21 protein-coding genes are annotated in these 23,956 nt (G+C 73.7%); 10 read left to right on the top strand and 11 right to left on the bottom strand.

All coding sequences use genetic code 11. From position 1 onward, the window contains the following. The first annotated feature begins 32 nt into the window (after positions 1-32). A complete protein-coding gene (locus tag ACIRQF_RS13040; protein ID WP_404091673.1) occupies positions 33-1,001 on the top strand; it encodes a DMT family transporter in 969 nt (322 codons plus the stop codon). A 221-nt stretch (positions 1,002-1,222) separates the two neighbouring features. Here ACIRQF_RS13040 and ACIRQF_RS13035 read toward each other — a convergent pair whose 3' ends face one another. Both ACIRQF_RS13035 and ACIRQF_RS13030 read right to left on the bottom strand, forming a co-directional pair. Next, complete coding sequence (locus ACIRQF_RS13035) at positions 1,223-1,882, bottom strand: FMN-binding negative transcriptional regulator (RefSeq protein ID WP_404091670.1); 660 nt, start codon at positions 1,880-1,882, stop codon at positions 1,223-1,225. A 14-nt stretch (positions 1,883-1,896) separates the two neighbouring features. Continuing rightward, positions 1,897-2,673 (bottom strand): pyridoxamine 5'-phosphate oxidase family protein, encoded by a 777-nt coding sequence (locus ACIRQF_RS13030; RefSeq protein WP_404091667.1) that lies wholly within the window; start codon positions 2,671-2,673, stop codon positions 1,897-1,899. Between the two features lie 35 nt (positions 2,674-2,708). Between ACIRQF_RS13030 and ACIRQF_RS13025 the strand changes: the two genes are divergently transcribed. After that, the gene (locus ACIRQF_RS13025; protein WP_404091664.1) at positions 2,709-4,040 is read left to right on the top strand and encodes an aminotransferase class I/II-fold pyridoxal phosphate-dependent enzyme; all 1,332 of its coding nucleotides are present in this window, start codon (positions 2,709-2,711) and stop codon (positions 4,038-4,040) included. Here the strand turns inward: ACIRQF_RS13025 and ACIRQF_RS13020 are convergent. Continuing rightward, positions 4,031-5,158 (bottom strand): DMT family transporter, encoded by a 1,128-nt coding sequence (locus ACIRQF_RS13020; RefSeq protein ID WP_404091661.1) that lies wholly within the window; start codon positions 5,156-5,158, stop codon positions 4,031-4,033. The two genes, ACIRQF_RS13025 and ACIRQF_RS13020, sit on opposite strands and share 10 nt — an antisense overlap. Before the next feature lie 73 nt (positions 5,159-5,231). Here ACIRQF_RS13020 and ACIRQF_RS13015 point away from each other — a divergent pair, with 73 nt between their 5' ends. Next, complete coding sequence (locus ACIRQF_RS13015) at positions 5,232-6,137, top strand: LysR family transcriptional regulator (RefSeq protein WP_404091658.1); 906 nt, start codon at positions 5,232-5,234, stop codon at positions 6,135-6,137. Positions 6,138-6,174: 37 nt separating this feature from the next. Here ACIRQF_RS13015 and ACIRQF_RS13010 read toward each other — a convergent pair whose 3' ends face one another. Beyond that, positions 6,175-6,642 carry a pyridoxamine 5'-phosphate oxidase family protein gene (locus ACIRQF_RS13010; RefSeq protein ID WP_404091655.1) on the bottom strand — a complete coding sequence of 156 codons (468 nt, stop codon included), beginning with the start codon at positions 6,640-6,642 and terminating at the stop codon, positions 6,175-6,177. 91 nt (positions 6,643-6,733) lie between these two features. Here ACIRQF_RS13010 and ACIRQF_RS13005 point away from each other — a divergent pair, with 91 nt between their 5' ends. Next, positions 6,734-7,387, top strand: coding sequence for a cysteine hydrolase (locus tag ACIRQF_RS13005; protein ID WP_404091652.1), 654 nt, complete (start codon positions 6,734-6,736; stop codon positions 7,385-7,387). Here the strand turns inward: ACIRQF_RS13005 and ACIRQF_RS13000 are convergent. Further along, the gene (locus ACIRQF_RS13000) at positions 7,374-7,832 is read right to left on the bottom strand and encodes a Rieske (2Fe-2S) protein (RefSeq protein ID WP_404091649.1); all 459 of its coding nucleotides are present in this window, start codon (positions 7,830-7,832) and stop codon (positions 7,374-7,376) included. The two genes, ACIRQF_RS13005 and ACIRQF_RS13000, sit on opposite strands and share 14 nt — an antisense overlap. A 167-nt stretch (positions 7,833-7,999) precedes the next feature. Between ACIRQF_RS13000 and ACIRQF_RS12995 the strand changes: the two genes are divergently transcribed. Then, positions 8,000-9,523 (top strand): SDR family oxidoreductase, encoded by a 1,524-nt coding sequence (locus ACIRQF_RS12995; protein WP_404091646.1) that lies wholly within the window; start codon positions 8,000-8,002, stop codon positions 9,521-9,523. A 250-nt stretch (positions 9,524-9,773) separates the two neighbouring features. Continuing rightward, positions 9,774-11,219 (top strand): cryptochrome/photolyase family protein, encoded by a 1,446-nt coding sequence (locus ACIRQF_RS12990; protein WP_404091643.1) that lies wholly within the window; start codon positions 9,774-9,776, stop codon positions 11,217-11,219. A 145-nt stretch (positions 11,220-11,364) separates the two neighbouring features. On the opposite strand, the gene ACIRQF_RS12985 is transcribed toward ACIRQF_RS12990, so the two are convergent. From ACIRQF_RS12985 to ACIRQF_RS12970, 4 genes are all read right to left on the bottom strand, one after another. Further along, positions 11,365-12,045 (bottom strand): adenosylcobinamide amidohydrolase, encoded by a 681-nt coding sequence (locus ACIRQF_RS12985; protein WP_404091640.1) that lies wholly within the window; start codon positions 12,043-12,045, stop codon positions 11,365-11,367. A gap of 125 nt (positions 12,046-12,170) precedes the next feature. Beyond that, a complete protein-coding gene (locus ACIRQF_RS12980; protein WP_404091637.1) occupies positions 12,171-13,553 on the bottom strand; it encodes an ROK family protein in 1,383 nt (460 codons plus the stop codon). A 184-nt stretch (positions 13,554-13,737) separates the two neighbouring features. After that, positions 13,738-15,276 carry an FAD-dependent monooxygenase gene (locus tag ACIRQF_RS12975; protein WP_404091634.1) on the bottom strand — a complete coding sequence of 513 codons (1,539 nt, stop codon included), beginning with the start codon at positions 15,274-15,276 and terminating at the stop codon, positions 13,738-13,740. Positions 15,277-15,301: 25 nt separating this feature from the next. After that, complete coding sequence (locus ACIRQF_RS12970) at positions 15,302-16,177, bottom strand: NAD(P)-dependent oxidoreductase (RefSeq protein ID WP_404091631.1); 876 nt, start codon at positions 16,175-16,177, stop codon at positions 15,302-15,304. Positions 16,178-16,338: 161 nt separating this feature from the next. On the opposite strand from ACIRQF_RS12970, the gene ACIRQF_RS12965 reads away from it, so the two are divergent. Next, positions 16,339-16,668: an ArsR/SmtB family transcription factor gene (locus tag ACIRQF_RS12965; protein WP_376631922.1), complete on the top strand. Its 330-nt coding sequence runs from the start codon at positions 16,339-16,341 to the stop codon at positions 16,666-16,668. Here ACIRQF_RS12965 and ACIRQF_RS12960 read toward each other — a convergent pair. Both ACIRQF_RS12960 and ACIRQF_RS12955 read right to left on the bottom strand, forming a co-directional pair. After that, positions 16,647-17,855 (bottom strand): Cmx/CmrA family chloramphenicol efflux MFS transporter, encoded by a 1,209-nt coding sequence (locus ACIRQF_RS12960; RefSeq protein ID WP_404091627.1) that lies wholly within the window; start codon positions 17,853-17,855, stop codon positions 16,647-16,649. The two genes, ACIRQF_RS12965 and ACIRQF_RS12960, sit on opposite strands and share 22 nt — an antisense overlap. A 102-nt stretch (positions 17,856-17,957) precedes the next feature. Continuing rightward, positions 17,958-18,554: a TetR/AcrR family transcriptional regulator gene (locus ACIRQF_RS12955; protein ID WP_404091624.1), complete on the bottom strand. Its 597-nt coding sequence runs from the start codon at positions 18,552-18,554 to the stop codon at positions 17,958-17,960. A 273-nt stretch (positions 18,555-18,827) separates the two neighbouring features. Here ACIRQF_RS12955 and ACIRQF_RS12950 point away from each other — a divergent pair, with 273 nt between their 5' ends. The 3 genes from ACIRQF_RS12950 to ACIRQF_RS12940 all read left to right on the top strand — a co-directional run bounded on the left by ACIRQF_RS12950 (position 18,828) and on the right by ACIRQF_RS12940 (position 23,826). Further along, the gene (locus ACIRQF_RS12950) at positions 18,828-22,739 is read left to right on the top strand and encodes an amino acid adenylation domain-containing protein (protein ID WP_389752749.1); all 3,912 of its coding nucleotides are present in this window, start codon (positions 18,828-18,830) and stop codon (positions 22,737-22,739) included. 42 nt (positions 22,740-22,781) lie between these two features. Continuing rightward, positions 22,782-23,006 carry a tautomerase family protein gene (locus ACIRQF_RS12945; protein WP_376631914.1) on the top strand — a complete coding sequence of 75 codons (225 nt, stop codon included), beginning with the start codon at positions 22,782-22,784 and terminating at the stop codon, positions 23,004-23,006. A gap of 73 nt (positions 23,007-23,079) precedes the next feature. Continuing rightward, entirely contained in the window at positions 23,080-23,826 is a 747-nt protein-coding gene (locus ACIRQF_RS12940) for an arylmalonate decarboxylase (RefSeq protein WP_376631912.1), read from the top strand. Positions 23,827-23,956: the final 130 nt, after the last annotated feature.

Below are 23,956 nucleotides of genomic sequence, written 5' to 3'. Positions count from 1 at the left end.
CCCACACCCCTGTCTTCACACGGAGAACGCACGTGTCGAACACCCCTGCCTCCGCCCTGTCCGCCGGGCGGAGCCTCACCTACCTGATCGTCGCCGGAATCGCCTGGGGCACCGCCGGGGCCGCCGCCTCGCTGGTCTTCAGGGCCAGCGACATGGGCCCGCTCGCCCTCTCCTTCTGGCGCTGCGTCGGCGGGCTCGTCCTGCTCCTCGGCGCCCTCGCGCTGCGGCGCGGGCCCCGGGCCGCGGCACCCGCCGAGCCGCGCCGTCGGCGGCTCGTGCGCATCCTCGGCACGGGGATCGGCCTGACCGTCTTCCAGAGCGCCTACTTCGCCGCGGTCGAGGCCACCGGGCTCGCCGTCGGCACCGTCGTCACCCTCGGCGCCGGGCCCGTGCTCATCGCGGTCGGCGCCCGCGTCCTCATGGGCGAGCGGATCGGGGCCGGCGGCGCCATGGCCGTCGCCGGGGCGCTCGCCGGACTCGGCGTCCTCGTCCTCGGGGGCGGCGGCGCCGAGGTCAAGCCGCTCGGCATCGGGCTCGCGGTGGTGTCCGCCGCCGGGTACGCGGCGATCACCCTGCTCACCCGATGGCTCGGCCGCGACGGCGGTGCCGCGGACGCGCTGTCGACGACCACGTGGGCCTTCGCCATCGGAGCGGTCGGGCTGCTGCCGATGGCCGCGGTGGAAGGTCTCGTCCCGCACACCGACGCCCCGGCGCAGGTGCTCGGACTGCTCGTGTACGTGGCGGCCGTGCCGACCGCCCTCGCCTATGCCCTGTACTTCGCCGGGGCCGCCGTCGTCCGGGCGGCGACCGTCTCCGTGATCATGCTCCTGGAGCCGGTGAGCGCGGCCCTCGTCGCGGTCACGCTGCTCGGCGAACGCCTCACCGCCGCGACCGTCGGCGGCACCCTGCTGCTGCTCACCGCCGTCACCGGCCTCGCCTTCGCCGAGGCGCGCGCGGCGGCGGGCCGGCGGCGGCCGGAGGCCGTGCCGGTCGCGTCGTAGACCGGGTGAGGCCCGTGGCCCGGGTCCGGTCCGCGCGGCGGCAGGCGGACGGGCGGAGGCCGTGGCGGTCGCGTCGTAGGCCCGGTGAGGCCCGTGGCCCGGGTCGGGCCCGTCGGAGGGGCCGCTCTCCGCCGGGGTCGGTGCCTGGCGCGAGGGCTGCCTGCCACCCGGCTCGACTCGTGGCCGGGCCGCCCTCCCCTCGGGCCGGCCGGTGGCCCCGGTCAGCCCGCGGCGGTGGGCCCGGTGGCGCGGCGGCGGGTCTGGTGGGACCTGGCCGCCGCGTCGCCGGGGCCGTCACGCTCGGCCAGGTGGGCGGAGACCCGCTCCTGGACGTCCTGGGGCTTGTTGCCCGCGTACTTGAACTTCGCCCGGACGTCGGTGACTTCCAGGCGCAGGACCCGGATGCCCGCGAGCATCCGGCCGAACGGGGGCTCGGCGGGGCGCACCTCCGCCGTGCCGCCCTCCGGCTGGAAGTGGGCGACCTGGCGGTTGAGCAGTGCCGCCTTCTCCTCCGGGTCCTCGACGACATGCGCCGTGCAGCGGAGCTGGACCGCCGCGTAGTACGAGGTCGGGGTGCCGTGGGTGCTGGGGGAGCCCTCCGGGGCGGTCCAGTGACCGGGGACGTAGACGTAGTCGTCGACCACGCTCAGGAGGACCACCGGGTGCTGCTCCAGGTCGTGCCAGAGGGGGTTGGGGCGGGCGAGATGGGCGATCGCCTGGCCGTACGGGCCGGGGTCCGGCTCGTAGCGGAAGTGCATCGGCTGCACCCACGGCGGCTCGCCGGGCGCGCCGTTGACGGCGAGCTGGCCGAAGTCGTGGGCGGCCAGCCAGCTCCGCCACTCTCCCTCGTCGTGGGCGGCGTCCCAGGGGTGGATCAGCATGTCGGGATCCGTTCTCAGAGGGTGGCGAGGTAGTCGGGCAGGGCGATCGACGGGTCCAGGTCCCCGGCGGGGACCGGGGTGCCGTAGGTCCGCCGGACCGGGACCACGCCGGACCAGTGGGGGAGCACCAGGTCCTCGGGCTCGTCGTTGGGTCCCCCGGTGCGGACCTTGGCCGAGACCTCGTTCAGGTCGAGGCGCAGGACGGCGGTGGCGGCGAGCTCCCTGGCGTTGCCGGGCCGGGAGTCGGCCGAGCGGCCGGGGACGACGTGGTCGACCAGGGCGTCCAGGGCCGTGCGCAGCTCCTCCGGGTCGGTGACCTGGTGGGCGGTGCCGAGCACCACCACCGAGCGGTAGTTCATCGAGTGGTGGAAGGCGGACTTGGCCAGCACCAGCCCGTCCACGTGGGTCACCGTGAGGCAGACCGGCAGGCCGGGCGCCTCCTCGCCCCTCCCCGCCATCCGCAGCGGCCGCGAACCGGTCGAGCCGTGCACGTAGAGCCGCTCGCCCACCCGGCCGTACAGCGTGGGCAGGACCACAGGGGCGCCGTCGCGGACGAAGCCGAGATGGCAGAGGTAGGACTCGTCGAGTATCGAGTGCACCAGCTCGCGGTCGTACGAGGCACGCTCGCGGGAGCGGGTGGGGACGGTGCGGTCGGTGGGCTCGTAGGGGCGCGGCACCGAGGTAGTGGCCGTCGTCGCCGAGGTCGCGGCCGTCGTCGCTGAGGACGTGGCCGTCGTGGCCGGGGTCCCGGGGGTGGCCCCGGCGCCCGTTGCGGTCGTCGCGTCCGTCATTGCGCTCTCCATTGCACTAGTGCATACTTGGCTTTGTGCTAGGAGAGTATCGGATCGAAGGTCGTCGCGCATCGGAGATCGCCGCCAGCGTCGAGCGGGGGGTGGCCTCCGGAGAGCTCGCGCCCGGTCGACTGCTGCCGCCCATGCGGGAGTTGGCCACGACGCTCGGAGTGAATCCGAATACCGTCGCCGCCGCGTACCGCACCCTGCGCGAGCGCGGGGTGATCGAGACCGACGGGCGGCGCGGCAGTCGCGTCCGGCCCGCGCCCGCCACCACCGCCCGCGGATCCCTCCGCGTCGAGGCTCCCGAAGGCGTCCGCGACGTGAGCAACGGCAGTCCGGACCCCGCGCTCCTTCCGCAGCTGGACACCGTCCTCGCGGCGGTCGCCCGCGAGTACGCCGAGCGGCCCCCCATGTACGGCGAGGCGCCCGTAGACGAGGAGTTCGCGCGGCTCGCGCGCGCCGCGTTCGACGCGGGCGGGGTGCCGGCCGGGCCGGTGGGCGCCGCGTCCGGGTCGCTCGACGCCGTCGAGCGGGTGCTCGCCGCGCATCTCAGACCCGGCGACGCCGTCGCCGTCGAGGACCCCGGCTGGGGCAGCCTCCTCGACCTCGTGCCGGCGCTCGGGCTGCGGCCCGTGCCCGTCGCCGTCGACGACGAGGGGCCGCTGCCGGACGCCGTCGCGCGGGCACTGCGGGGCGGGGCCCGGGCGGTGATCATCACCGACCGGGCGCAGAACCCGACCGGGGCGTGCGTGTCCGAGCGGCGCGCGGTGGAACTCCGCGCGGTCCTCGCCGCGCATCCCGACGTACTGCTCGTCGAGGACGACCACGGGCACGGGATCGTCGCCCAGCCGCTGCACCCGCTCGCCACGGGTGCGGGACGGTGGGTGTTCGTGCGGTCGGTGGCCAAGGCGTGGGGACCCGACCTGCGGATCGCCGCGTTCACCGGTGACGCCGAGACCGTCGACCGGGTGCTCGGGCGGCAGCGGCTCGGGCCCGGGTGGGTCAGCCGGCTCCTGCAGCGGGCCGTGGTGCACCTGTGGCGGACGGATGCCGTCGACCCCGAGACCGTCGCGGCAGCCTACGGGGCGCGGCGCGACGGCCTGGTGCGGGCGCTCGCCCGGCGGGGGGTCGAGGCGCACGGGGTCAGCGGGATGAACGTGTGGGTGCCGGTCGCCGACGAGACCGGGGCCGTCACGCGGCTCCTCGGGCGGGGGTGGGCGGTCGCGCCCGGCGCCCGGTTCCGGATGGAGGCGGGGCCGGCGGTTCGGCTGACCGTCTCCGGGCTCACCGTGGGGGATCTGGAGGCGCTCGCCGATGCGGTGGCGTTCGCGGCGGGGCCGGCGCCTGCCCGGAGCTACGGCTGAGGGGCGGCCTCCGCCGTTAGTGACGGCTTCGGTGTTTCCTCGGGCGTGGGTGCCTCCGGCCGGACTGCTGTCGTTCGCGCCTCTCCCGTCCGCGCTTCTCCCGTCCGCGCTTCGCCGGCCCGAGCCCCGGCGGCCCGAGCCTCGCCGGCCCGTACGGGCTTCTGTCCGTGCGGAGCCCCCGGTCCCCTCCCCGCCGTCGCCGGGTGCCGTTCCCGGCGGCTCGACGCGCGGGTCTGGGTGAGGGCCGCGCCGGCGAGGACCACCAGGGCGCCGAGCGGGGTGTTCCAGGTGAGGTGCTCGTCCAGCAGGGCGACGCCCGCCGCGGTGGCGATGACCGGGATGAAGTACGTGACCATCGACGCCGTCGTCGGTCCGACCTCGGCCACCACGCCGTACTGGAGCAGCATCGCCCAGCCCGTGCCCAGCGCGCCGAGCGCGATGACGGAGAGCAGGGGGAGGACCTCGACGGACTCCGGCCAGGTGGTGAACAGGGGTGTCACCAGGGCCAGCTGGACGGTGCCCAGGCCGACCTGCGCCGTGGCGAGGGAGAGGTTCGACGACCCCGTGCCGGAGAGGGTGCGGCGCACGTAGATCCAGCCGACCGCGTAACTGGCCGAGGCGAGCAGGGCGAGGGCCGTGCCCGTGACGTCCAGGCCCGAGAATCCCTGCCAGGCGCCGAGCACGGTGAGGACGCCGGCGAAGCCGATGCCCAGGCCCGCCGCCCGCACCCGGGTCGGGCGGTCCTCGGAGAGGGCGACGAGCGAGAGGACCATGCCCCACAGCGGGGTCGTGGCGTTGCAGATCCCCGCGAGCGTCGAGGGGATCGTCAGCTCTGCGTACGAGAAGAGCGAGAACGGCAGGGCGTTGAGGAGGAGGGCCGCCACCGTCAGGTGACCCCAGGTCCGGGCGCCGCGCGGCAGGCGGTCGCGCTTCACGACCAGGGCGACGAGCAGGACCGCCGTACCGAACAGGAGGCGGCCGAAGGTCACCTGGAACGGGGCGAAGCCCTGCGTGCCGACCTTGATGAAGAGGAAGCTGAATCCCCAGATCAGGGCGAGGATGCCGAAGCGGACGCGCCAGTCGACCCCGGCGCGGGGGGATGGGGTGGTGGGGCTCATGAGACGAGGTTCGCCGAGGTCACCATGTAGCACAAGCGAGAATTCATGGAGGTGATGTCTTAGGATCGCTTACATGTTGAACCTGGAGCGCCTGCGGACCCTCGATGCGGTCGCGCGGCACGGCTCGGTGAGCGGAGCCGCGGAAGGGCTGCACGTCACGACCTCGGCCGTCTCGCAGCAGCTGTCCAAGCTGGAGCGGGAGATCGGGCAGCAGCTGCTGGCGAAGAGCGGGCGGGGGGTCCGGCTGACCGATGCCGGGCTGCTCCTCGCCGAGCACGCGGCGCGGATCCTCTCCCAGGTGCAGCTCGCCCAGGCGGACATCGAGGCGCAGCGGGGGCAGGTGGTGGGAGAGGTGCGCATTGCCGCCTTTCCGACGGCGATGCGGGGCCTCTTCCCGGCCGCGATCCGCTCCCTGCATGCCGCTCATCCCGAACTGCGCGTCCATACGGCCGAGTTGGAACCCGATTTCGGGATGCGCGAGGTGCTGCGCGGGGACAGTGATCTCGCCGTCGTCCTGGACTGGAACAACAAGCGTGCTCCCGTGCCGGCCGGGTTGGAGCGGGCGCACCTGCTCGACGACTCCGCCGACGTCGCCCTGCCCGCCGACCACCCGCTGGCCGGGAGCGCGGAGGTGGAGCTGGAGGACTTCGCCGGGGAGGAGTGGGTCTCCTGGCCCGCCGGAGAGTTCTGTCACGACTGGCTGATGTTCACGCTGCGCTCCAAGGGCGTCGAGCCGCGGATCGCCCATGTCGCCGGCGACCACCACACGCAACTGGCCCTGGTCGCCGCCGGACTCGGCATCTGTGTCGCCCCCCGGCTCGGGCGGCCGGCGGCCATGGACGGGGTCTCCTTCGTGCCCGTCCGGCAGCCGGTGCGGCGCCACATCTACGCGACCTGGCGCACCGATGCCGGGCGCCGGCCGTCGATCCGCGCCGTGGTCGAGGCCCTCCGGGCGGCCGGGGCGCCGGCCGCGAGCTGAGGTTGCCCGCCTCTCGGTGGGGCGGGGCGGGGCACCGTCAGGGTCCTGTGAGCTTGCGGAAGTCCCAGGACGCGACGGCGTCCGGGGTCAGCCGCATCCAGGCGTGCCGGCCGTCGTGCGGCATGGCGTCGAGGCCGAAGTTCTTGGCGGCGAAAAGGCGTTCCGGTGCGTCGAGTTCCGGGAACGGCTCGCCGGTACGGGGGGCCTCGCCCACGAACTCCACGCTGCCCGAGAGCTCGACCCCGCGCAGCTCCCCGTACTCCACGCCGTCGTCGATGACGACGGCGATGCGCGGCCGGGCACGCAGCTCGGCCCAACGGCGGCTGCGGGTGAGGGAGTAGAGCCAGAGCGAGGTGCCGTCCCAGGCGAACCAGAGCGCGCTGACGTGCGGACGGCCGTCGGCCGACACGGTCGCCACCCGGCAGGTGCGCTGTTCGGAGAGGAAGGTGTCGAGCTCGGCCGGGGTCATCATGATCCGGCGTCCACGGCGCTGCGCGACGGTCATCGTCCGCACCCTTCTAGATTTCTGACGAGGTGTCAGACATCGTGGGGGCTGCGCCGCCGAGGTGCAAGCAGGCCGACACGAGGAGGACACCGTGGGGCAGCAGTCGGAACGGCTCAGGGAACAGCTCGCCCCGGACGGCACCGTGCTTCTCACCGTCGAGTGCCAGGAAGGTGTCGTCGGGCCGGACAGCGCCCTTCCCGAACTCGGTGCCGCCGCACGGGAGTCGGGCGCCCTGCGCAACGTCGCCCGGCTCGTGGCCGCGGCACACGAGGCCGAGGTGCAGGTCCTGCACGCCGTCGCCGAGCGGCGCCCCGACGGGCGCGGCGCCAACCGCAACGCCCGCCTGTTCCGCGCCGCGTCCCGGCTCCCCGTGCAGCAGCACAGCGGGAGTCCCGCCGTACGGATCGCCGCGCCGATCGAGGTGGCCGAGCAGGACCTCGTGGTGCGGCGGCTGCACGGCCTCTCACCGATCGCGGGCACCGACGTCGACGCCCTCCTGAGGAATCTGGGCTGCAGGACGCTGGTCGTCACCGGGGTCTCCGCCAACGTGGCCGTCCCCAACGCGGTCTTCGACGCCGTCAACCTCGGCTACACCGTCGTCGTGCCGGGCGACGCCATCGCGGGGGTGCCGGCCGACTACACCCCCGCGATGATCCGCAACACGCTCGCGCTGGTCGCCACCGTCACGAGCACCGACGAGGTGCTCGACTGCTGGAAGGCGTCCCGGCCGGTCAGCCGAGCCTGATCGCCTTCCCGGTCACCTCGATCGGCGTCGGCTCCAGCGGCTGCGTCGCCGGGCCCTGCTTCACGCTGCCGTCCGAGGCGTCGAAGTGGCTCTGGTGGCAGGGGCACACGATGACCCCGTCGGCCACGCTGCCCACGCTGCAGCCCAGGTGGGTGCAGCGCGAGGAGAACGCCTTGAACTCGCCCGCCTTCGGCTGGGTGATCACCACACCCTTGTCGGCGAGCACCTTCCCGCCGCCCACCGGGATGTCGCCGGTCATCGCCAGCGGCGCGGTCCCCCCGCCCGTGCCACCGGTCGCGCCCGCTCCCTCCGTGCCGTCGGTGCCGCCCGTGCCGCCCGTGGCGTTCTTGTCGCCGCCGTCGTTCCCCCCGCAGGCGGCCAGGGCCGCCGTCAGTCCCGCTCCGCCCGCCGCCGCGACGACCGTCCTGCGCGCCACACCACTCATACCGCTCCCCTTCGGAACACCAGCTTCTTGATCTCTGCGCGCCATGGTGGCGGATGGAGCAGCTCCGCGTCACCCGATCGGGGCCGGTGCATCCGACGGAGCCGCCGGCAGGGAAGCATCGGACGGAGGTGTGACACCCCACGGACACGGAAGGGGGCCGAGCGGCCATGCCCATGCCCGGACCCACGCCCCAGCCCCGCCGCGCGCCCGAGGGGGCGCGCTGCCTGGTCACCGGAGCGGGCGGCTACATCGGCGGACGCCTCGTCCCCGAGCTCCTGGACGCCGGATACCGCGTGCGGTGTCTCGCCAGGACCCCGGCCAACCTCAAGGACCACCCCTGGGCCGACCGGGTCGAGATCGTCCGGGGCGACGTCACCGACGCTGCGAGCCTGCGGGCCGGCCTCGAAGGCGTCGACGTCGGCTACTACCTCGTCCACTCCATGCGGTCCGGCGGCAACTTCGAGCAGACGGACCGCAGCGCCGCCCGCACCTTCGCCGAGGAGGCCCGGCGCGCGGGTCTGCGGCGCATCGTCTACCTCGGCGGCCTCACCCCCCGCGACCTGCCCGAGGACCGGCTCTCCCGCCATCTGCGCTCGCGCGCCGAGGTCGGCCGCATCTTCCTGGAGTCCGGCGTGCCCACCACCGTGCTGCGCGCCGCCGTCGTCATCGGATCCGGCTCGGCGTCCTTCGAGATGCTCCGCTACCTGACCGAACGCCTGCCCGTCATGGTGACCCCCAGCTGGGTGGGCACCCGCGTCCAGCCGATCGGTGTGCGCGACGTGCTGCGCTACCTGGTCGGCAGCGCCGCAATGCCGCCGGAGGTGAACCGGAGCTTCGACATCGGCGGGCCGGACGTCCTCACGTACCGGGAGATGATGATCCGGTACGCGGCCGTCGCCCGGCTCCCGAGGCGGCTGATCGTGCCGGTCCCGGTGCTCACCCCGCGCCTGTCAAGCCACTGGATCGGGCTCGTCACACCCGTGCCCGCGGACCTCGCCCGGCCGCTCGCCGAATCCCTGCGGTACGAGGTGGTGTGCGCCGAGCACGACATCGGCCGCTTCGTGCCGGACCCGCCCGGCGCTCCCCTCTCCTTCGACCGGGCCCTCGAACTCGCCCTCCAGCGGGTGCGTGACGCCCAGGTCTCCACCCGCTGGTCCTCCGCCTCCCTCCCCGGGGCTCCCAGCGACCCGCTGCCGACCGACCCGGACTGGGCCGGCGGCAGCCTCTACACCGACGAGCGCGCCCGGGTCGTCGACGCCGGGGAGGCGGAGCTGTGGCGCGTCATCGAGGGGACCGGCGGTGAGAACGGCTGGTACTCCTTCCCGCTGGCCTGGGCGGTACGCGGCTGGCTCGACCGGCTCGTGGGCGGCGTCGGACTGCGCCGGGGGCGCCGTGACGCCGAGCACCTGCGGGTCGGCGACGCACTCGACTTCTGGCGCGTCGAGGAGATCGAACGCGGCCGGCTGCTCCGGCTGCGCGCCGAGATGCGGCTGCCCGGGCTCGCCTGGCTGGAGCTGCGTGCCGAACGCGACGAGGCGGGCCGCACCTGCTACCGGCAGCGCGCGCTCTTCCACCCGCGCGGGCTCCTGGGACAGGTGTACTGGTGGAGCGTCGCGCCCTTCCACTCGGTCGTCTTCGGCGGCATGGCGAGGAACATCGCGCGGACGGCCGAGAAGGCGTCGCGGCAGTGAGGGCACGACCGGAGCCGGCGGGGGCACCCGGAGGAGGCGGCGCCCGGGCGTGGCCCGGGGGCGGCGTGAGCCGGGTGCGTCCGGCGGCCGGGAGGAGCCCGGTGCCGCTGGGCCTCGTGCGCCGGGCTGCTGCCGTCGGCCGGGCGCGTCCGGGCCGTGGGCGTACGACGGGCGCCGGGAAACGCGTGCATCCGGCTGGTGCCGCCGGCGGGAAGAGTACCGCCGGCGACCTTTACCCAGGAGTGGTGCCATGAACGTCTCCGTCGTCCTGTTCACCTCCGACCTGCGTCTGCACGACCATCCGCCGCTGCGGGCCGCCACGGCGGGCGGGCGCGAGGTCGTGCCGCTGTTCGTCCGGGACCCCGCCGTGGACCGGGCCGGCTTCGCCGCCCCCAACCGGCTCGCCTTCCTCGCCGACTGCCTCGCCGACCTGGACACCGCCCTCCGGGAGCGCGGCGGCCGGCTCGTCGTGCGCACCGGCGACACGGCGGCGGAGGTGCTCGCGGTGGTCCGGGAGGCCGGGGCCGACGAGGTGCACATGGCGGCCGGGTGCTCGGCCTTCGCCCGTGCGCGGGAGGACCGGCTGCGGCGCGCCCTGGAGGCGGACGGGTGCCGGCTGTTCGTCCACGACGCGGTGATCACCGCCGTGCCGCCGGGGGAGATCACCCCCCAGGGCTCGGACCACTTCGCCGTCTTCACGCCGTACTTCCGTCGCTGGAACGTCGTTCGGCTGCGTACGCCGCTCACCGCCCCGCGCGCCGTACGGGTGCCGAACGGTGTGAAGGGCGACGCGCTCCCGGAGCGGTCCGCCGTCGACGGCGTGTCCGAGGGCCTCGCGCCCGGCGGGGAGAGCGAGGGCCGCAAGCGGCTCACCGCATGGCTGTCCCGGCACGCCGACGCCTACGAGGAACGCCACGACGACCTCGCCGGCGACGCCACCTCGCGGATGTCCCCGTACCTGCACTTCGGCGCCGTCTCGGCCGTCGAGGCGGTGCACCGGGCGCGGGCGCGCGACAGCGCCGGGGCCGAGGCGTTCGTACGGCAGCTGTGCTGGCGGGACTTCCACCACCAGGTGCTGGCGGCGCGGCCCGAGACCGCGACCGAGGACTACCGGCCGCGCCAGGACCGCTGGCGGCGCGGCCGGGACGCGGAGGCGGACCTGCGCGCCTGGAAGGAGGGGCGCACCGGCTACCCGCTGGTCGACGCGGCGATGCGCCAGCTCGCCCACGAGGGCTGGACGCACAACCGGGGGCGGCTGATCGCCGCGTCGTTCCTCACCAAGACGCTCTATCTGGACTGGCGTCAGGGCGCCCGCCACTTCCTCGACCTCCTGGTCGACGGCGACATCGCGAACAACCAGCTCAACTGGCAGTGGGTGGCCGGTACGGGCACGGACACACGGCCCAACCGGGTGCTCAACCCGCTTCTGCAGGCGCGGCGTTACGACCCCGACGGTGCCTACGTGCGCCGCTGGGTCCCGGAGCTCGCCGGGCTCGCCGCACCGGAGGTGCACGAGCCGTGGCGGCTCACCGGGCTCGACCGCGCGGCGATCGACTACCCGGACCCGGTGATCGGGCTGGCCGACGGCCTGGCGCGGTTCCGGGCGGCGAGGGAGGGCGAAGGGGAGGAGCGGCCGCCGACGGCCGACGACACCACCGAGCGCGCGATGGCGGCAGGCTCGGCCGGTCGGGGCTGAGGACGCGGCGCCGACGGCGCCCACCACCCGCTTCGGGGAGTACCTGGCCCTGGGGGACGGGGCCGTCCCGGGCGTTCGGTGGTACGCCGTCAGGAGGCCTTCCCGGACGGCGGACCGGGCCCGCCCGCGCACGGCCCGGCGGCCGTCAGACTCCTCGGGCGAGCGCCTCCGCGCAGGCTTCACGGGTCGCCCGGTGCACCGCGCGGGCCAGCCGGGCCCCCCATACCGAACGCGGGCCGGCGAAGGCCTCGGCGCCGGCGTCCACCGGGCCGGGACAGGCGACGCAGACCGCGTCCGTGGGAGTGCCGGAGGCGTCCGCGCCCAGTTCCACCAGGGCCTGGACCTTCGCCTCGGTGGCCGTGGCCACGGCGTTGACCAGAGCGGCGTCCGTGAGCGGCACCGGGAGCGACACGATGATGTTGATCGTGCCGGGGCGCGGCGGGAAGACACTCGGCGCCTCCGGGGCGGCCGCCCAGCCGCGGACGCCGATGCCCGCCGTGACCACGGCCTGCACCCCGCCGTCGGCGGCGCAGCGGCGCTCACCGACCGGGGCGGCCGTCATCAGCCCCACGCCGGGGCCGTCGAGTCCGGCGCCGGCGGCCAGGGCGCGCAGATGGGCGACCGGGTCGAGGCGGGCGTAACCCGGGGGCACCTGGGCGTTGACCACCCACGACCGCTCTCCTATGCCGCCCCCGAGAACGGCGCTGGACACCATCCGGGTGCCGGGACCGGGCGCCCAGACGAGGAGCGGCCAACGGCGCCCGTCCTCCTCGTGGTCGAGCAGGACGGCATCGGCGAGGACGGGCGAGGCGGCAGCGGTTCTCACAAGCACCCCGCACCCTAACCCGCGCCGCGTGCGCCCCCGTTTGCCGGTGCCAGGCTCCCGCCGGCCCACGCCCCCGTGTGCGCCGGCGCGGGTCCGGCTCCGCGCGCCCGTTCAGCCGCACCCGCTCAGTGGGCCCCCCGGTCCCGTACCGTCGTCGCCCACGCGGGCTGCTGCTCCTGTGCCGGTTCCGTGGCGGTCTCGACGCGGCGGCCGCCGCGGGCGAAGAAGTCGGCCAGCGGGAGGATGGCGGCGCCGATGGTCACCGCCTCCGGGCCCAGGGTGCCCAGGCCGATCGTGACCCGGGCGGCCGGGTAGCGCAGCGCGTAGTCCCGGGCGTGGCCCCGCACCGTGTCGAGGAAGCGGTTGCCCAGTTGGAGCCCGGCCCAGCCGCCCACGAGGATGCGCTCGGGCTGGAAGAGGTTGATCAGGTCCGCGACGCCCGCGCCGACATACTCGGCGGTCTCCTCCAGGACGCCGAGCGCCGTCGGGTCGGGAGTCGTCCCGGAGCCGTCGGCAGGGTAGGCGGCGGCGAGCATCGCGGCGAGGGCGGTCTCCTCGTCGGCACCGGCCGGAGGTCGCCCGCCGGCCTCCTGCCAGCGTTCGAGGAGCGCTTCCGCGCCCGCGTACGCCTCCAGGCAGCCCAGGGCGCCGCAGCGGCAGCGGCGGCCCCGGACCCGGACGGTCAGGTGGCCCCATTCAAGGGCGCGGCCCGGGCCCATCGGGTCGGTGGCGACGCAGGCCCCGATGCCGGAGCCGACGAGCACGAAGACGGCGCTGTGGGCACCGCGTCCGGCACCGAACCAGAGCTCGGCCTGGCCGAGGGTGCGGGCGCCGTTGTCGATCCGGTACGGGACGCTCGCCGGCAGGTCGACGGTTTCGCGCAGCATCCGCTCCAGCGGTACGGCGTCCCAGCCGATGGTCTGGCCGTGCACGACGGCCCCGTCGCCGGAGCCCGCGGCGGAACGGTCGGCGCTCCCGGCCTCCGCACGGCCCGTGTCGCCGTCCTCCGGGCCGGGAGTGACGATGCCGGGGACGCCCACGCCCACGCCGAGCAGCCGCTCGGCGGGCATCTCCGCGGTGCGCAGCACCTCGGCGATGCCCTCGCGGATGTGCCCGACGATGAGCCCTACCTCGTAGCGGTCATGAGGCGCGCGGCTGTCGACCGCCAACGGGCGTTCGGTGCGGGCGAGTTCGGTGAGGGTGAGGTCGAACAGCTCGACCCTGAGCCGGGTCTCGCCGACGTCCACGCCGATCATGCAGCCGCTGCTCGGGCTGATCCGCAGCAGGGTGCGCGGCCGTCCGCCCGCCGAGTCGACGCTGCCGGCCTCCTCGACGAGGCCCTCGGCGACCAGCTCGCCGACGACGTTGCTGACCGATCCTGAGCTCAGGCCGGTCGCCGGGCCGAGCGCGAGCCGGCTCGTCGGGCCGTCGAAATACAGCCGTCGCAGGACCGCCGTGCGGTTCTCCCGCCGCAGGTCACGCACTGTGCGGCCACTCGTCGCTCGCACCGTACCCCCAGTTCGTCAGCGTCTGCTGTGCAACATACACCCGACGCCGAGCCTTGGCCCGCCCTTCCCTCGGAACTCAGCTCACGCTGTAAGTTAAGACTTGAGGGAGGCGGGGCGCCGAGGTCACCGGCGCCCGAGTCCGCCGCCTCGCCCGCACCGCCGCCGCCCCTCGACGGGGCGTGCCCTATCCCCGCGGTACCCCCGCGGGTGACCTCGCGGGACCCAGCCAGCGCGTCAGTTCCCCGGCGAGTTCGGCCGGGTCCGGGTCCGTCTCGCCGGCCGCCCAGGCCAGATAGCCGTCCGGGCGGCACAGCACCGCGCGCCAGCCGAGGGCCGTGCCGTCCGCGTCGGCCCGTCCGACCCGCACCGTCCGCAGGCGGTCCCGCGGCCAGCCGTCGAGCAGCTCGCCGGGCACGGCGGCGACGTCCCCGGCGAGGAGCAGCAGGGGGGTGGCGTCCTCCAGGAGCTCGGCCGTGCTGACCGGGCCCTCGGGAGTCAGGAAGGTGTGGTTGGGCAGGAAGGTGCCGGTCAGCGGGTCGGTGCCCGGCCGGGGGTGGCGGATGCCCTGGCCGCTGATCTCGTCCGCGGTCGCCGCGCGGGCCTCGGGCACGTCCATGAGGCGCCCGAAGTAGGCGCGCAGCGGCTCCTGTTGGGGACGCGGGTCCATCAGGGCGGCCTGTGCGCGGGTGTTGGCGACGACCGTCCGGGCCACCGCGTGCCGCTCGTCGGTGTAGCTGTCCAGGAGCTCGGCGGGCGCGTCGCCGCGGGCCACCAGGCCCAGCTTCCAGCCCAGGTTGAAGGCGTCCTGGAGGCCGGTGTTGAGGCCCTGGCCGCCCAGCGGCGCGTGCACGTGTGCCGCGTCACCGGCCAGCAGGACGCGGCCGTGACCGGGGGAGCGGTAGCTGTCCGCGATCCGGGTGAAGTCGCTGAAGCGGGAGCCGTACACGAGGTCCCGCATGGGCAGTTCACGGCCCAGCACCCGGGCGGCCGTGGTGCTCAGCTCCTCCAGGGTCACCGGACGGCCCCGGTCGGGGAAGGGGCGGGAGAAGTCGTGGGTCAGGACCCGGCTGTAGCCGCGCGGGTTGACGTTGATCAGCGTCGACCCCTCGGGGCCGCGGGCCCAGCCGCCCGGTGCGCCGGCCGGATCGATCAGTTTCACCAGACCGATGACGCCGCTGAAGGACGGCTCGGTCGTGGTGACCGGGAAGCCCGCCTGTGCCCGCACGGTGCTGCGTGCTCCGTCGCAGCCCACGACCCAGTCGGCCGTCAGGGTGCGGACACCGCCGTCGTCGGTGACCACCTCGACCTCCACCCGGTCGGCGTGCTCGGTCAGCCGCCGCACCCCCCACCCCCGGCGTACGTCGGCCCCGAGCGTCCGGGCCCGGAGCTCGAAGGCCTGCTCCAGGGAGGACTGCGGCTGGTTGAAGATCGGCGGCCCCTCGGCCGTGGGGCTGGTGATCGTCAGGAGCGGCAGCCCGGCGAAGTGGAAGCCGGTGCGCTGCCGGAGGTCGAGCCGGCCGGGTACGGGCAGCCGCAGGACGCCGCGGCGCAGCAGGGACTGCACGCTGCGCGCGTGCAGGGTGCCGGCGCGCGGGGTGTCCCGTACCCGCTCGTGCTGTTCGAGCACGAGCGCGTCGACGTTCTGCAGCGCCAGCTCGCCGGCGAGCAGCAGCCCCACGGGGCCGCCGCCGACGACGAGGACGGTGGTGTGTTCGGGGAACATGGCGGGCCTTCCCGGTCCGTGCGGGCTACGCGTCGAAGCTGGCGAACCAGCCCGCGGCCATGTCCTTGTCCCCGTGGCCCTGGGCGACGGCGCGCTGGAAGCGGCGGTGACCGGCCTCGGTGGCGTCGAGCCGTACGCCGACCCGCTCGGCGGCCTCCAGGGCGAGCCGGGCGTCCTTCTCGGAGTTGTCCACGGAGAACTGCGGGGTCCAGTCCGCGTTCAGGATCGCGGCGGACTTGCCCTGGAAGAAGCCGCTGTCCATGGGGCCGCCGGAGACGACGTCCACGAAGTGCCGCGGGTCGACGCCGAGCCGGTCGGCGAGCGAGAGGGCCTCGCCCACGCCGTGGGTGAGGGCGCCCACCCAGGTGTTCAGGACCAGTTTGAGGCGGCTGGCGGCGCCGGCGGTGCCGTCCTCGCCGACCCAGACGGTGCGCGCGCCGATGATGTCGAACAGCGGCTGGACGGTGGGGCGGACGCTCTCGGGGGCGGCGGCCAGGACCACCAGCTTGCCGAGCTCGGCGGGCTGGCGAGAACCCTGGACCGGGGCGTCCACGAAGACCAGCCCGGCCCCCTCGGCGAAGGCGGCCAGCTCGTCCACGGCCTCTCCGACGGTGCTGACCTGCACCCAGACGGTGCCGGGGGCGAGCTTCGGAGCGGCGGCCCGGACGGCCTCCAGGACGCGGGGGCCGTCGTTGAGGACGGTCAGCACCACGTCGGCGCCGTCGACGGCCTCGGCCGGGCTGTCGGCGACCGTGACTCCGTCGGCGGCCAGGGCGTCGGCCTTGGCCCGGGTGCGGTTCCAGGCGCGGACCGTTAAGCCGCTCTCGGCGAGGTTGCGGGCGACGGGGGCGCCGATGATGCCGGTGCCGAGGACTGCGATGACCGGCTGTGCGGAGGTCATGTCCGGACTCCTAGAGGGTGGTTCGGGGGTTCGCGCCGCTCGCGCCGTGCGCACCAGCGGTTCGAAAATCTTCGTACCGGGCTACCTTAGGCATGCCGCGGGCGGGCCCACAACGCGTCCCGGCCGTGTCTGTCACCTGTCCGCGTCCGAGAGGTCCCGCGATGCCCGTCGAGCTGTTCCACCCTTCGCTGGAGGCCGTCGAACTCGACGCCGTGTACGCGGCGTTGGCCGACCGGCACCGGCGCGGTGTGGTGGTCCGGCTGGCTCGCACCCCGGACGCCGAGGTCGCCTGTACGACGCTGGACGTGCCGGGCGCGAAGTCGACCCGTTCGTACCACTGGAAGGTGCTCCGCGAGGCCGGACTGATCGTCCAGCGCAGCACCGGCACGGGGATGCTGCTGCGGCTGCGGCCGGACTTCGAACGCCGCTTCCCCGGCCTCCTCGGCAATCTGCTGAGTCTGGAGGGCGGTCACGGGGCGCCGACCCCCTGACGCGCGGGCGCCTGCCCGGCGCCCGCCGCCGGCGCGGGGGCCGGCGCCTTCCGGAGCAGCAGCCCGGACAGGGCCGCCGTGCCCAGGCCCGCGGTCGCGAGCAGCGCCCCGGACCACACGGGTGCCGTGTAGCCGAGGCCGGCGCCGATGACGCTGCCGCCGACCCAGGGGCCGAACGTGTTGCCCAGGTTGAAGGCCGAGGTGTTGGTGGTGGTGGCGAGCGTCGGCGCGTCGCCGGCCTCGCGCATCACCTGGGCCTGGAGCGCCGGGTTGATGGAGAAGGCGGCCACGCCGAAGGCCAGGACGGTGACCACCGTGGCCGTCCTGTCGTGCGCGGTGACCGTCAGGAGCGCCAGTACCAGCGCCATCGCCGCGATCCCCGCGTACAGGTTGGGCAGCAGGTGGCGGTCGGCGAAACGGCCCCCGACGAGGCTGCCCGCGAGACAGCCCACGCCGAAGAGCGTCAGCAACAGCGGTACGGCCGCCTCGGAGAATCCGCTGACGTCGGTGAAGAGCTTGGACAGGTAGCTGAAGCAGCAGAAGATCGCCGCCTGGGTGAGCATCGAGGTCGAAAGGGCCACCCACACCCGGGGGTTGCGGAAGGCGGTGAGCTCCGCGCGCACCCCCGCGTAGGGGCCGTTCGGGCGCTGAGGCACCAGGAACAGGACGCCGAGCAGCGCGAGCACCGCCAGTGCGTCGACGGCCCAGAAGCTCGCCCGCCAGCCGGCGTGCTGGCTGAGGTAGGTCCCCGCCGGAACGCCGAACACGTTGGCCACGGTGAGCCCGGCGAACATGATCGCCAGTGCGCGGCCGCGCCGCTCGGGGCCCGCGAGCTCCACGGCCACCACCGAGCCGATGCCGAAGAAGGCGCCCTGGGTGAGGGCGGCGACGACCCGGCCGGCCATCAGGACGCCGTAGCCGGGCGCGAGGGCGCCCATGGTCTGTCCGAGGACGAACAGGAACAGCAGCCAGACCAGGGCCTTCTTGCGGTTGACGCGGAGGGTGGCGACGGTGAGGGCGGGGCCGCCGACCACCACGCCGAGCGCGTAGCCGGAGATCAGCCAGCCCACTGCGGGCACGGAGACGGAGAGGTCGCGCGAGAGGTCGGGCAGCAGCCCGGAGATCATGAACTCGGTGGTCCCGATGCAGAAGACGCTCAGGCCGAGCACGTACACGGCGAAGGGCACCGCCGCTCCTCCTTCGATTCCGGTACCGGAATTTGAATCATCGTTCCAGAACGAGGGTGAAAGGAAGGCCGACGCGGGTGGCGTCGGCCGGCCGTCGAGGGGTCAGGGGGCGTCGGGGACGGGTGGCAGGATCTGGTCCACGAGCGAGGTGAGGGTCGCGCGGTCGCCGACCTTGCCGAGCACCCGCAGTCCGTACATCGAGTTGAGCAGGAAGACCGCGAGGGTGCGCGGCTCCTGGTCGCCCGGCATCGAGCCGTCGCGCTGCCCCTGCTCGATGCTGACACGCAGTGCCGTCTGCATCCGGGTGAAGGTGTCGCGGACGTGCTCGGTGATCTCCGGATCCTGTCCGGCCATCTCCATCGCGGTGTTGACCACGAGGCAGCCCCGGTGCTCGGGCGTCTCGGTGGTCTCCTCGTCGACCACGCTCAGCAGGACCGTGCGGATGCGCTCGCGCGCCGGTCCCTCGCCCTCTTCGAGCAGTCTCGTCACCCGGCTGGTCCACTCGCTGTCGTAGCGCCGCAGGGCCGCCTCGAACAGCCCGCGCTTGCTGCTGAACGTGTTGTAGAGGCTGCCGCGGCCGAGACCGGTGCTGTCCACGAGGTCCTGGGCCGACGTGCCGGCGTACCCCTTGTCCCAGAACGTGGCCATCGCCGCGTCCAGTGCGTGGTCGAGGTCGAAGCCTCGGGGGCGAGGTGACATGTCGACAGGTTAGCAGTTCTGGAACGATTGTTAAAATTCGATGGACCGGCGTGACTGCCTCCTCGAAGGTGTGATTACCTCAAGTCGTCGACGCGGCACTGAGTGTCCCGGGAACCCTCCCGGGCATTCGTGTAGACCCATCCGGCACGGGAGTCCGACCACCCCCGTCGCAGGTGCGCCGCGAAGACCCGGTCCGCCCGGCGAACGACCCGGGCGGACGCGGGGGAGAGCCCTCTGACCAGGGCACCAACATCATTTCCATGGGGGATCACCTTGGCACCCGTTCAGTCCGTTGCGCCCATTTACGGCTTACGCCTGGAAAACGGGGCTTGCCTGCCGGGCCTGCTGGAGCAGCAGGCCACGGCGCGGCCCGAGGCCGTCGCGGTCGTCTCCGACGACCGCAGCCTCACCTACCGTCAGCTCGCCGAGTCCAGCGGGCGGCTGGCCGTCCACCTCCACGGTCTCGGTGTGGCGGTCGACGACTGCGTCGGCCTCTACACCGAACCGTCGCTGGACCTGATGACCGGCGCATGGGGCATCCTCTTCGCCGGCGCCGCGTATCTGCCGCTGTCCCCGGAGTATCCCGAGGACCGGCTCCGCTACATGATCGAGAACAGCCGTACCGGGGTGATCGTCACCCAGGAGCACCTGCGGGAGCGGCTCGCCGCCATCGCCCCGGCCGGCACCCGGATCGTCACGCTCGCGGACGTGCCGGAGGCCCCGCTCGACGGCGTTCCGCACTGCGGCGTCGGGGGCACCGGCGCCGCCGCGCCGATCCCGCAGCAGCGCGATCCCAGAGGGATGGGGCCCCGCCCCGACTCCCTCGCGTACGTCATCTACACCTCGGGCAGCACCGGCAAGCCCAAGGGCGTGATGATCGAGCACCGGAGCATCGTGTCCCAGCTGCGCTGGATGCACTCCTTCGGCCACCTCGGCAGCCACGTCACCGTCCTGCAGAAGACCCCGATGAGCTTCGACGCGGCGCAGTGGGAGATCCTCGCCCCCGCCGCGGGGGCCAAGGTCGTCGTCGGCGCGCCCGGCATCTACCGTGACCCCGAGGCGATCGTCGCCACCGTCAACCGGCACGAGATCACCACGCTGCAGGGCGTGCCCACCCTGCTCCAGGCCCTGGTGGACCTGGACGAGTTCCGCTCCTGCACCACGCTGCGCCGCGTCTTCTCCGGCGGCGAGGCGCTCTCGCAGCGGCTGGCCCGCTCGCTCCTCACCGAGCTGCCGTGGATCTCGCTGGTCAACCTGTACGGACCCACCGAGACCACCATCAACGCCACGGCGTGCCTGGTGGACCCGGACGCGCTCGGCGACGGCGCCGGCTCCGTGCCGATCGGCGTCCCCGTCGACAACACGCCCTGCTTCATCCTCGACGAGGAGCTGCGACCGGTCGACATCGGCACCACCGGCGAGCTCTACATCGGCGGCGTCCAGCTGGCCCGCGGTTACCTGCACCGCGAGGACCTCACGGCGGAACGATTCATCCCGTCGCCCTTCGTCCCGACCGAGCGCCTCTACAAGACCGGCGACCTCGCCTACTGGAACGAGGACGGCACCATCACCTGCGTCGGCCGCGCCGACAACCAGGTCAAGCTGCGCGGCTACCGCGTCGAGCTCGACGAGATCTCGCTGGCCATCGAGGAGCACGCCTGGGTCCGCCGCGCCGCGGCCGTCGTCACCGACGACCCGCGCACCGGCTTCCAGAACCTGGTGGCCTGCATCGAGCTCAACCCGCGCGAGGCGGCCCTGATGGACCAGGGCAACCACGGCGGCCACCACCAGTCCAAGGCCAGCAAGCTCCAGGTCAAGGCGCAGCTGTCCAACCCCGGCCTGCGCGACGCCGACGAGCTGGCCGGCCGGCCGGTGCTCGGCCTGCCCGGCCGCGTGGCCACCGCACGGCAGCGCCGGGAGACCTTCGCCCGCAAGACCTACCGCTTCTACGACGGGGGCGAGGTCGGCCGGGAGGACATCCGGCAGCTGCTCGCGCCGCCGCCGGTCTCGGGCCTTTCGCGAGGACTTGACGAACTGTCCCTCGACCAGCTGGGGGAAATCCTCCGCTGGTTCGGACAGTTCCGCAGCGAGGAGCGCCTCCTTCCGAAGTACTCCTACGCCTCGCCTGGCGCTCTCTACGCCACCCAGATGTACCTGGAGATCAGCGGCGTCGCCGGGATCGAGGCGGGCGTCTACTACCACCACCCGGTCGAGCACACCCTGGTGCGGATCGCCGGCACGGAGCTGGCCGGCCCCGCCCTGAACGTGCACTTCCTGGGCAAGCGGCGGGCCATCGAGCCCGTCTACGCCAACAACATCCTCGAGGTCCTGGAGTTCGAGACGGGCCACATGCTCGGCGTCTTCGAGGAGGTGCTGCCCGAGTACGGACTGACCATCCGGCCCGTCGGCTTCACCCCGGCCGTCAAGGACCGGCTCGACGTCGTCGACGAGGACCACTACCTCGGCACCTTCGGGATCCACCCGAACGACGGCGAGCCCCGGCAGGACCCGACCGAGATCTACGTCCAGGCCCACCCCGGCCGGATCGCGGACCTCCCGGGCGGCCACTACCGCTATCTCAACGGCGAGTTCGAGCGCGTCTCGGACGCGCTGATCCAGCGCCGTCACGTGATCGCCATCAACCAGTCGGTCTACGACCGGGCCTCCTTCGGTATCACCGCGATCAGCCGCGCCGAGGAGCCCTGGCTGGAGTACGTCGCGATGGGGGCCAAGCTCCACCACCTCCAGCGCAACGGCCTCGCGCTCGGCTTCATGTCCTCCGGATACAGCTCCAAGTCCGGCAACCCGCTGCCCGCGGCGCGCCGGATCGACGAGATCCTCGCGTCCATCGGCACGCCGACCGGTCCCTCGTACTTCTTCCTCGGCGGCCGGATCAGCGAGGAGCAGGCCCTCAGCGAGGGCATGAACGAGGACGCCGTCCACACCAAGGGACCGGCCGAGATCATCAAGGAGGAGCTGGCCGGCTTCCTGCCCGACTACATGATCCCCAACCGGGTCCTGGTCATGAACGACCTGCCCCTGACCGCCAACGGCAAGGTCGACGCCAAGACCCTCGCCGCGAGCGAGCAGGTGCGGGCCGCGGGCAGCGGCGCCCCCTACGTCGCCCCGGCGACCGCCCACGAGCGCTGGCTCGCCGACGTCTGGGGCACCGCCCTCAAGTACGAGGACGTCTCGACCGAGGACGACTTCTTCGCGGCCGGCGGCAACTCGCTGATCGCCGTCGCCCTGGTCAACCGGATCAACCGCGAGTTCGGCACCGAACTCCCGCTCCAGATCGTCTTCGAGGCGCCGAAGCTGGGCGACCTCGCCGCCCGGATCGCGGACGGCTCCGGCGCGCCCGTCTCGCGTCTGGTCCGGCTGCACGACGACACCCCCAAGGGCGCCGAGGGCATCACGAGTCCGGTGTTCTGCTGGCCCGGTCTCGGCGGCTACCCGATGAACCTGCGGCTGCTCGGCCGCGAGTCCGGCCTCGGCCGGCCGTTCTACGGGGTCCAGGCGCACGGCATCAACGAGGGCGAGCAGCCCTACCCGACCGTCCAGGAGATGGCGGCCGCCGACGTCGCCGAGATCCGGCGCATCCAGCCCGAGGGGCCGTACCTCCTGTGGGGCTACTCCTTCGGCGCCCGCGTCGCCTTCGAGGCGGCCTGGCAGCTGGAGCAGGCCGGCCAGAAGGTGGAGCAACTGCTCCTCCTGTGCCCCGGCAACCCCAAGGTCCGGGCCGCCGAGGCCGAACGCCACGGCCGCGAGGCCTCCTACGCCAACCCCGCCTACGTCACCATCCTCCACTCGGTCTTCGCCGGCTCGATCAGCGGCCCCGAGGTCGAGGCCTGCCTGGCGGCCGCCCGGGACGAGGACAGCTTCGTCGCCTTCGTCCACGAGCGAATACCCGCCCTGGACGCGCAGTTGATCCGAAGGATCACCCGCATCGTCGGCGAGACCTACGAATTCGAGTACAACTTCCGCGAGTTGAGCGAGCGCAAGCTGAACACCCCGGTCACCCTCTTCAAGGCGACCGGCGACGACTACGCCTTCATCGAGGGCAGCTCCGGCTACTCCGCCGCGCCCGTGACGGTCATCGACCTGGAGGGCGACCACTACAGCGTCCTCAAGGAGCGCGGCATCGCCGAACTGGTCGCCGCCATCCGCGCCCGGCTCGCCGCATAACCCACTTCTTCACCAGGACTTGGAGTCCCCATCGTGCCGCACGTGGACATTTCCTACTACAACCGGGAATTCACCGACGAGCAGAAGGAGCGGCTGGGCCGCGCCCTCGCCGACGTCGTCGTCGAGCACTTCTCGACCTACGACGGAGCCGTCTCCGTCTCCCTGCACCCCGTGGACCAGGAGGACTGGACCGAGCAGGTCTTCGAGCCCCGGATCACCGGCCAGAAGGACCGGCTGATCAAGGCGCCCGACTACCGGTCCGAGTAACCCCCTTCGTCCACCCCGACGGCCGCGACCCCGGCCGTAACCGCACCACGCGATCTTCTGAGAGGCACCCGCAATGACCGACTCCCTCGGCCCCCGACTCAAGGTCGGCGTCGTCGTCCCCTCCACCAACACCTCGGCCCAGCCCGAGCTGGAGGCCCTGCGGCCGCACCAGGTCACCAACCACATCGGCCGCATGGTCATCGGTGACGACTCGATGGTCGACGAGCCCGGGTTCGACCACGTGATGCACAGCATCCGCAACTCCACCCACCCGGCGATCAAGAGCGTGGTGAGCTGCAGCCCCGACACCGTGGTCATCGGCGTCTCCCCGGAGAGCTACTGGGACGGCCCCGCCTCCCACGAGCGCGTCCTCGCCTCCATGGGCGAGGCCGCCGGGGGCCTGCCCGTGATCATGAGCCCGGACGCGATCAACGCCGCGCTTGGCGCCTACGAGGCCCGCAAGGTCGCCGTCATCACGCCGTACCTGCCCGTCGGCGACGACTCCGTCAGCCGCTTCTTCAAGGACAGCGGCTACGACGTCGTCCGCATCCAGGGCCTGGGAATGCCCAGCCCCGCGAAGATCTCGCACGTCTCCGAGGCCGAACTCCGCGACGTCATCAAGGAGATCGACGGACCGGACATCGACGCGATCGTCCAGGTCGGCACCAACGTCGCCATGTCGCGCGTCGCCGCCCTCGCCGAGTTCTGGATCGGCAAGCCCGTCATCTCCAACAACACCGTCCTCTACTGGCACGCCCTGCGCCGCAACGGCATCCAGGACCGTGTCCACGGCCACGGCTCGCTGCTCTCCGAGCACTGACCCGCAGCCACCCGCCCGGGGGGGGGGGGGGGGCGGCCCCCCCCCCCCCCCCCCCCCCCCCCCCCGCGCCCCCCGCCCCCCCCCCCCCCCCCCCCCCCCCCCCCCCCCCCCCCCCCCCCCCCCCCCCCGT

The sequence above is a fragment of the Streptomyces sp. NPDC101191 genome, assembly GCF_044767915.1.
Lineage (GTDB): Bacteria > Actinomycetota > Actinomycetes > Streptomycetales > Streptomycetaceae > Streptomyces.
This window is presented reverse-complemented; position numbering and strand designations above follow the sequence as displayed.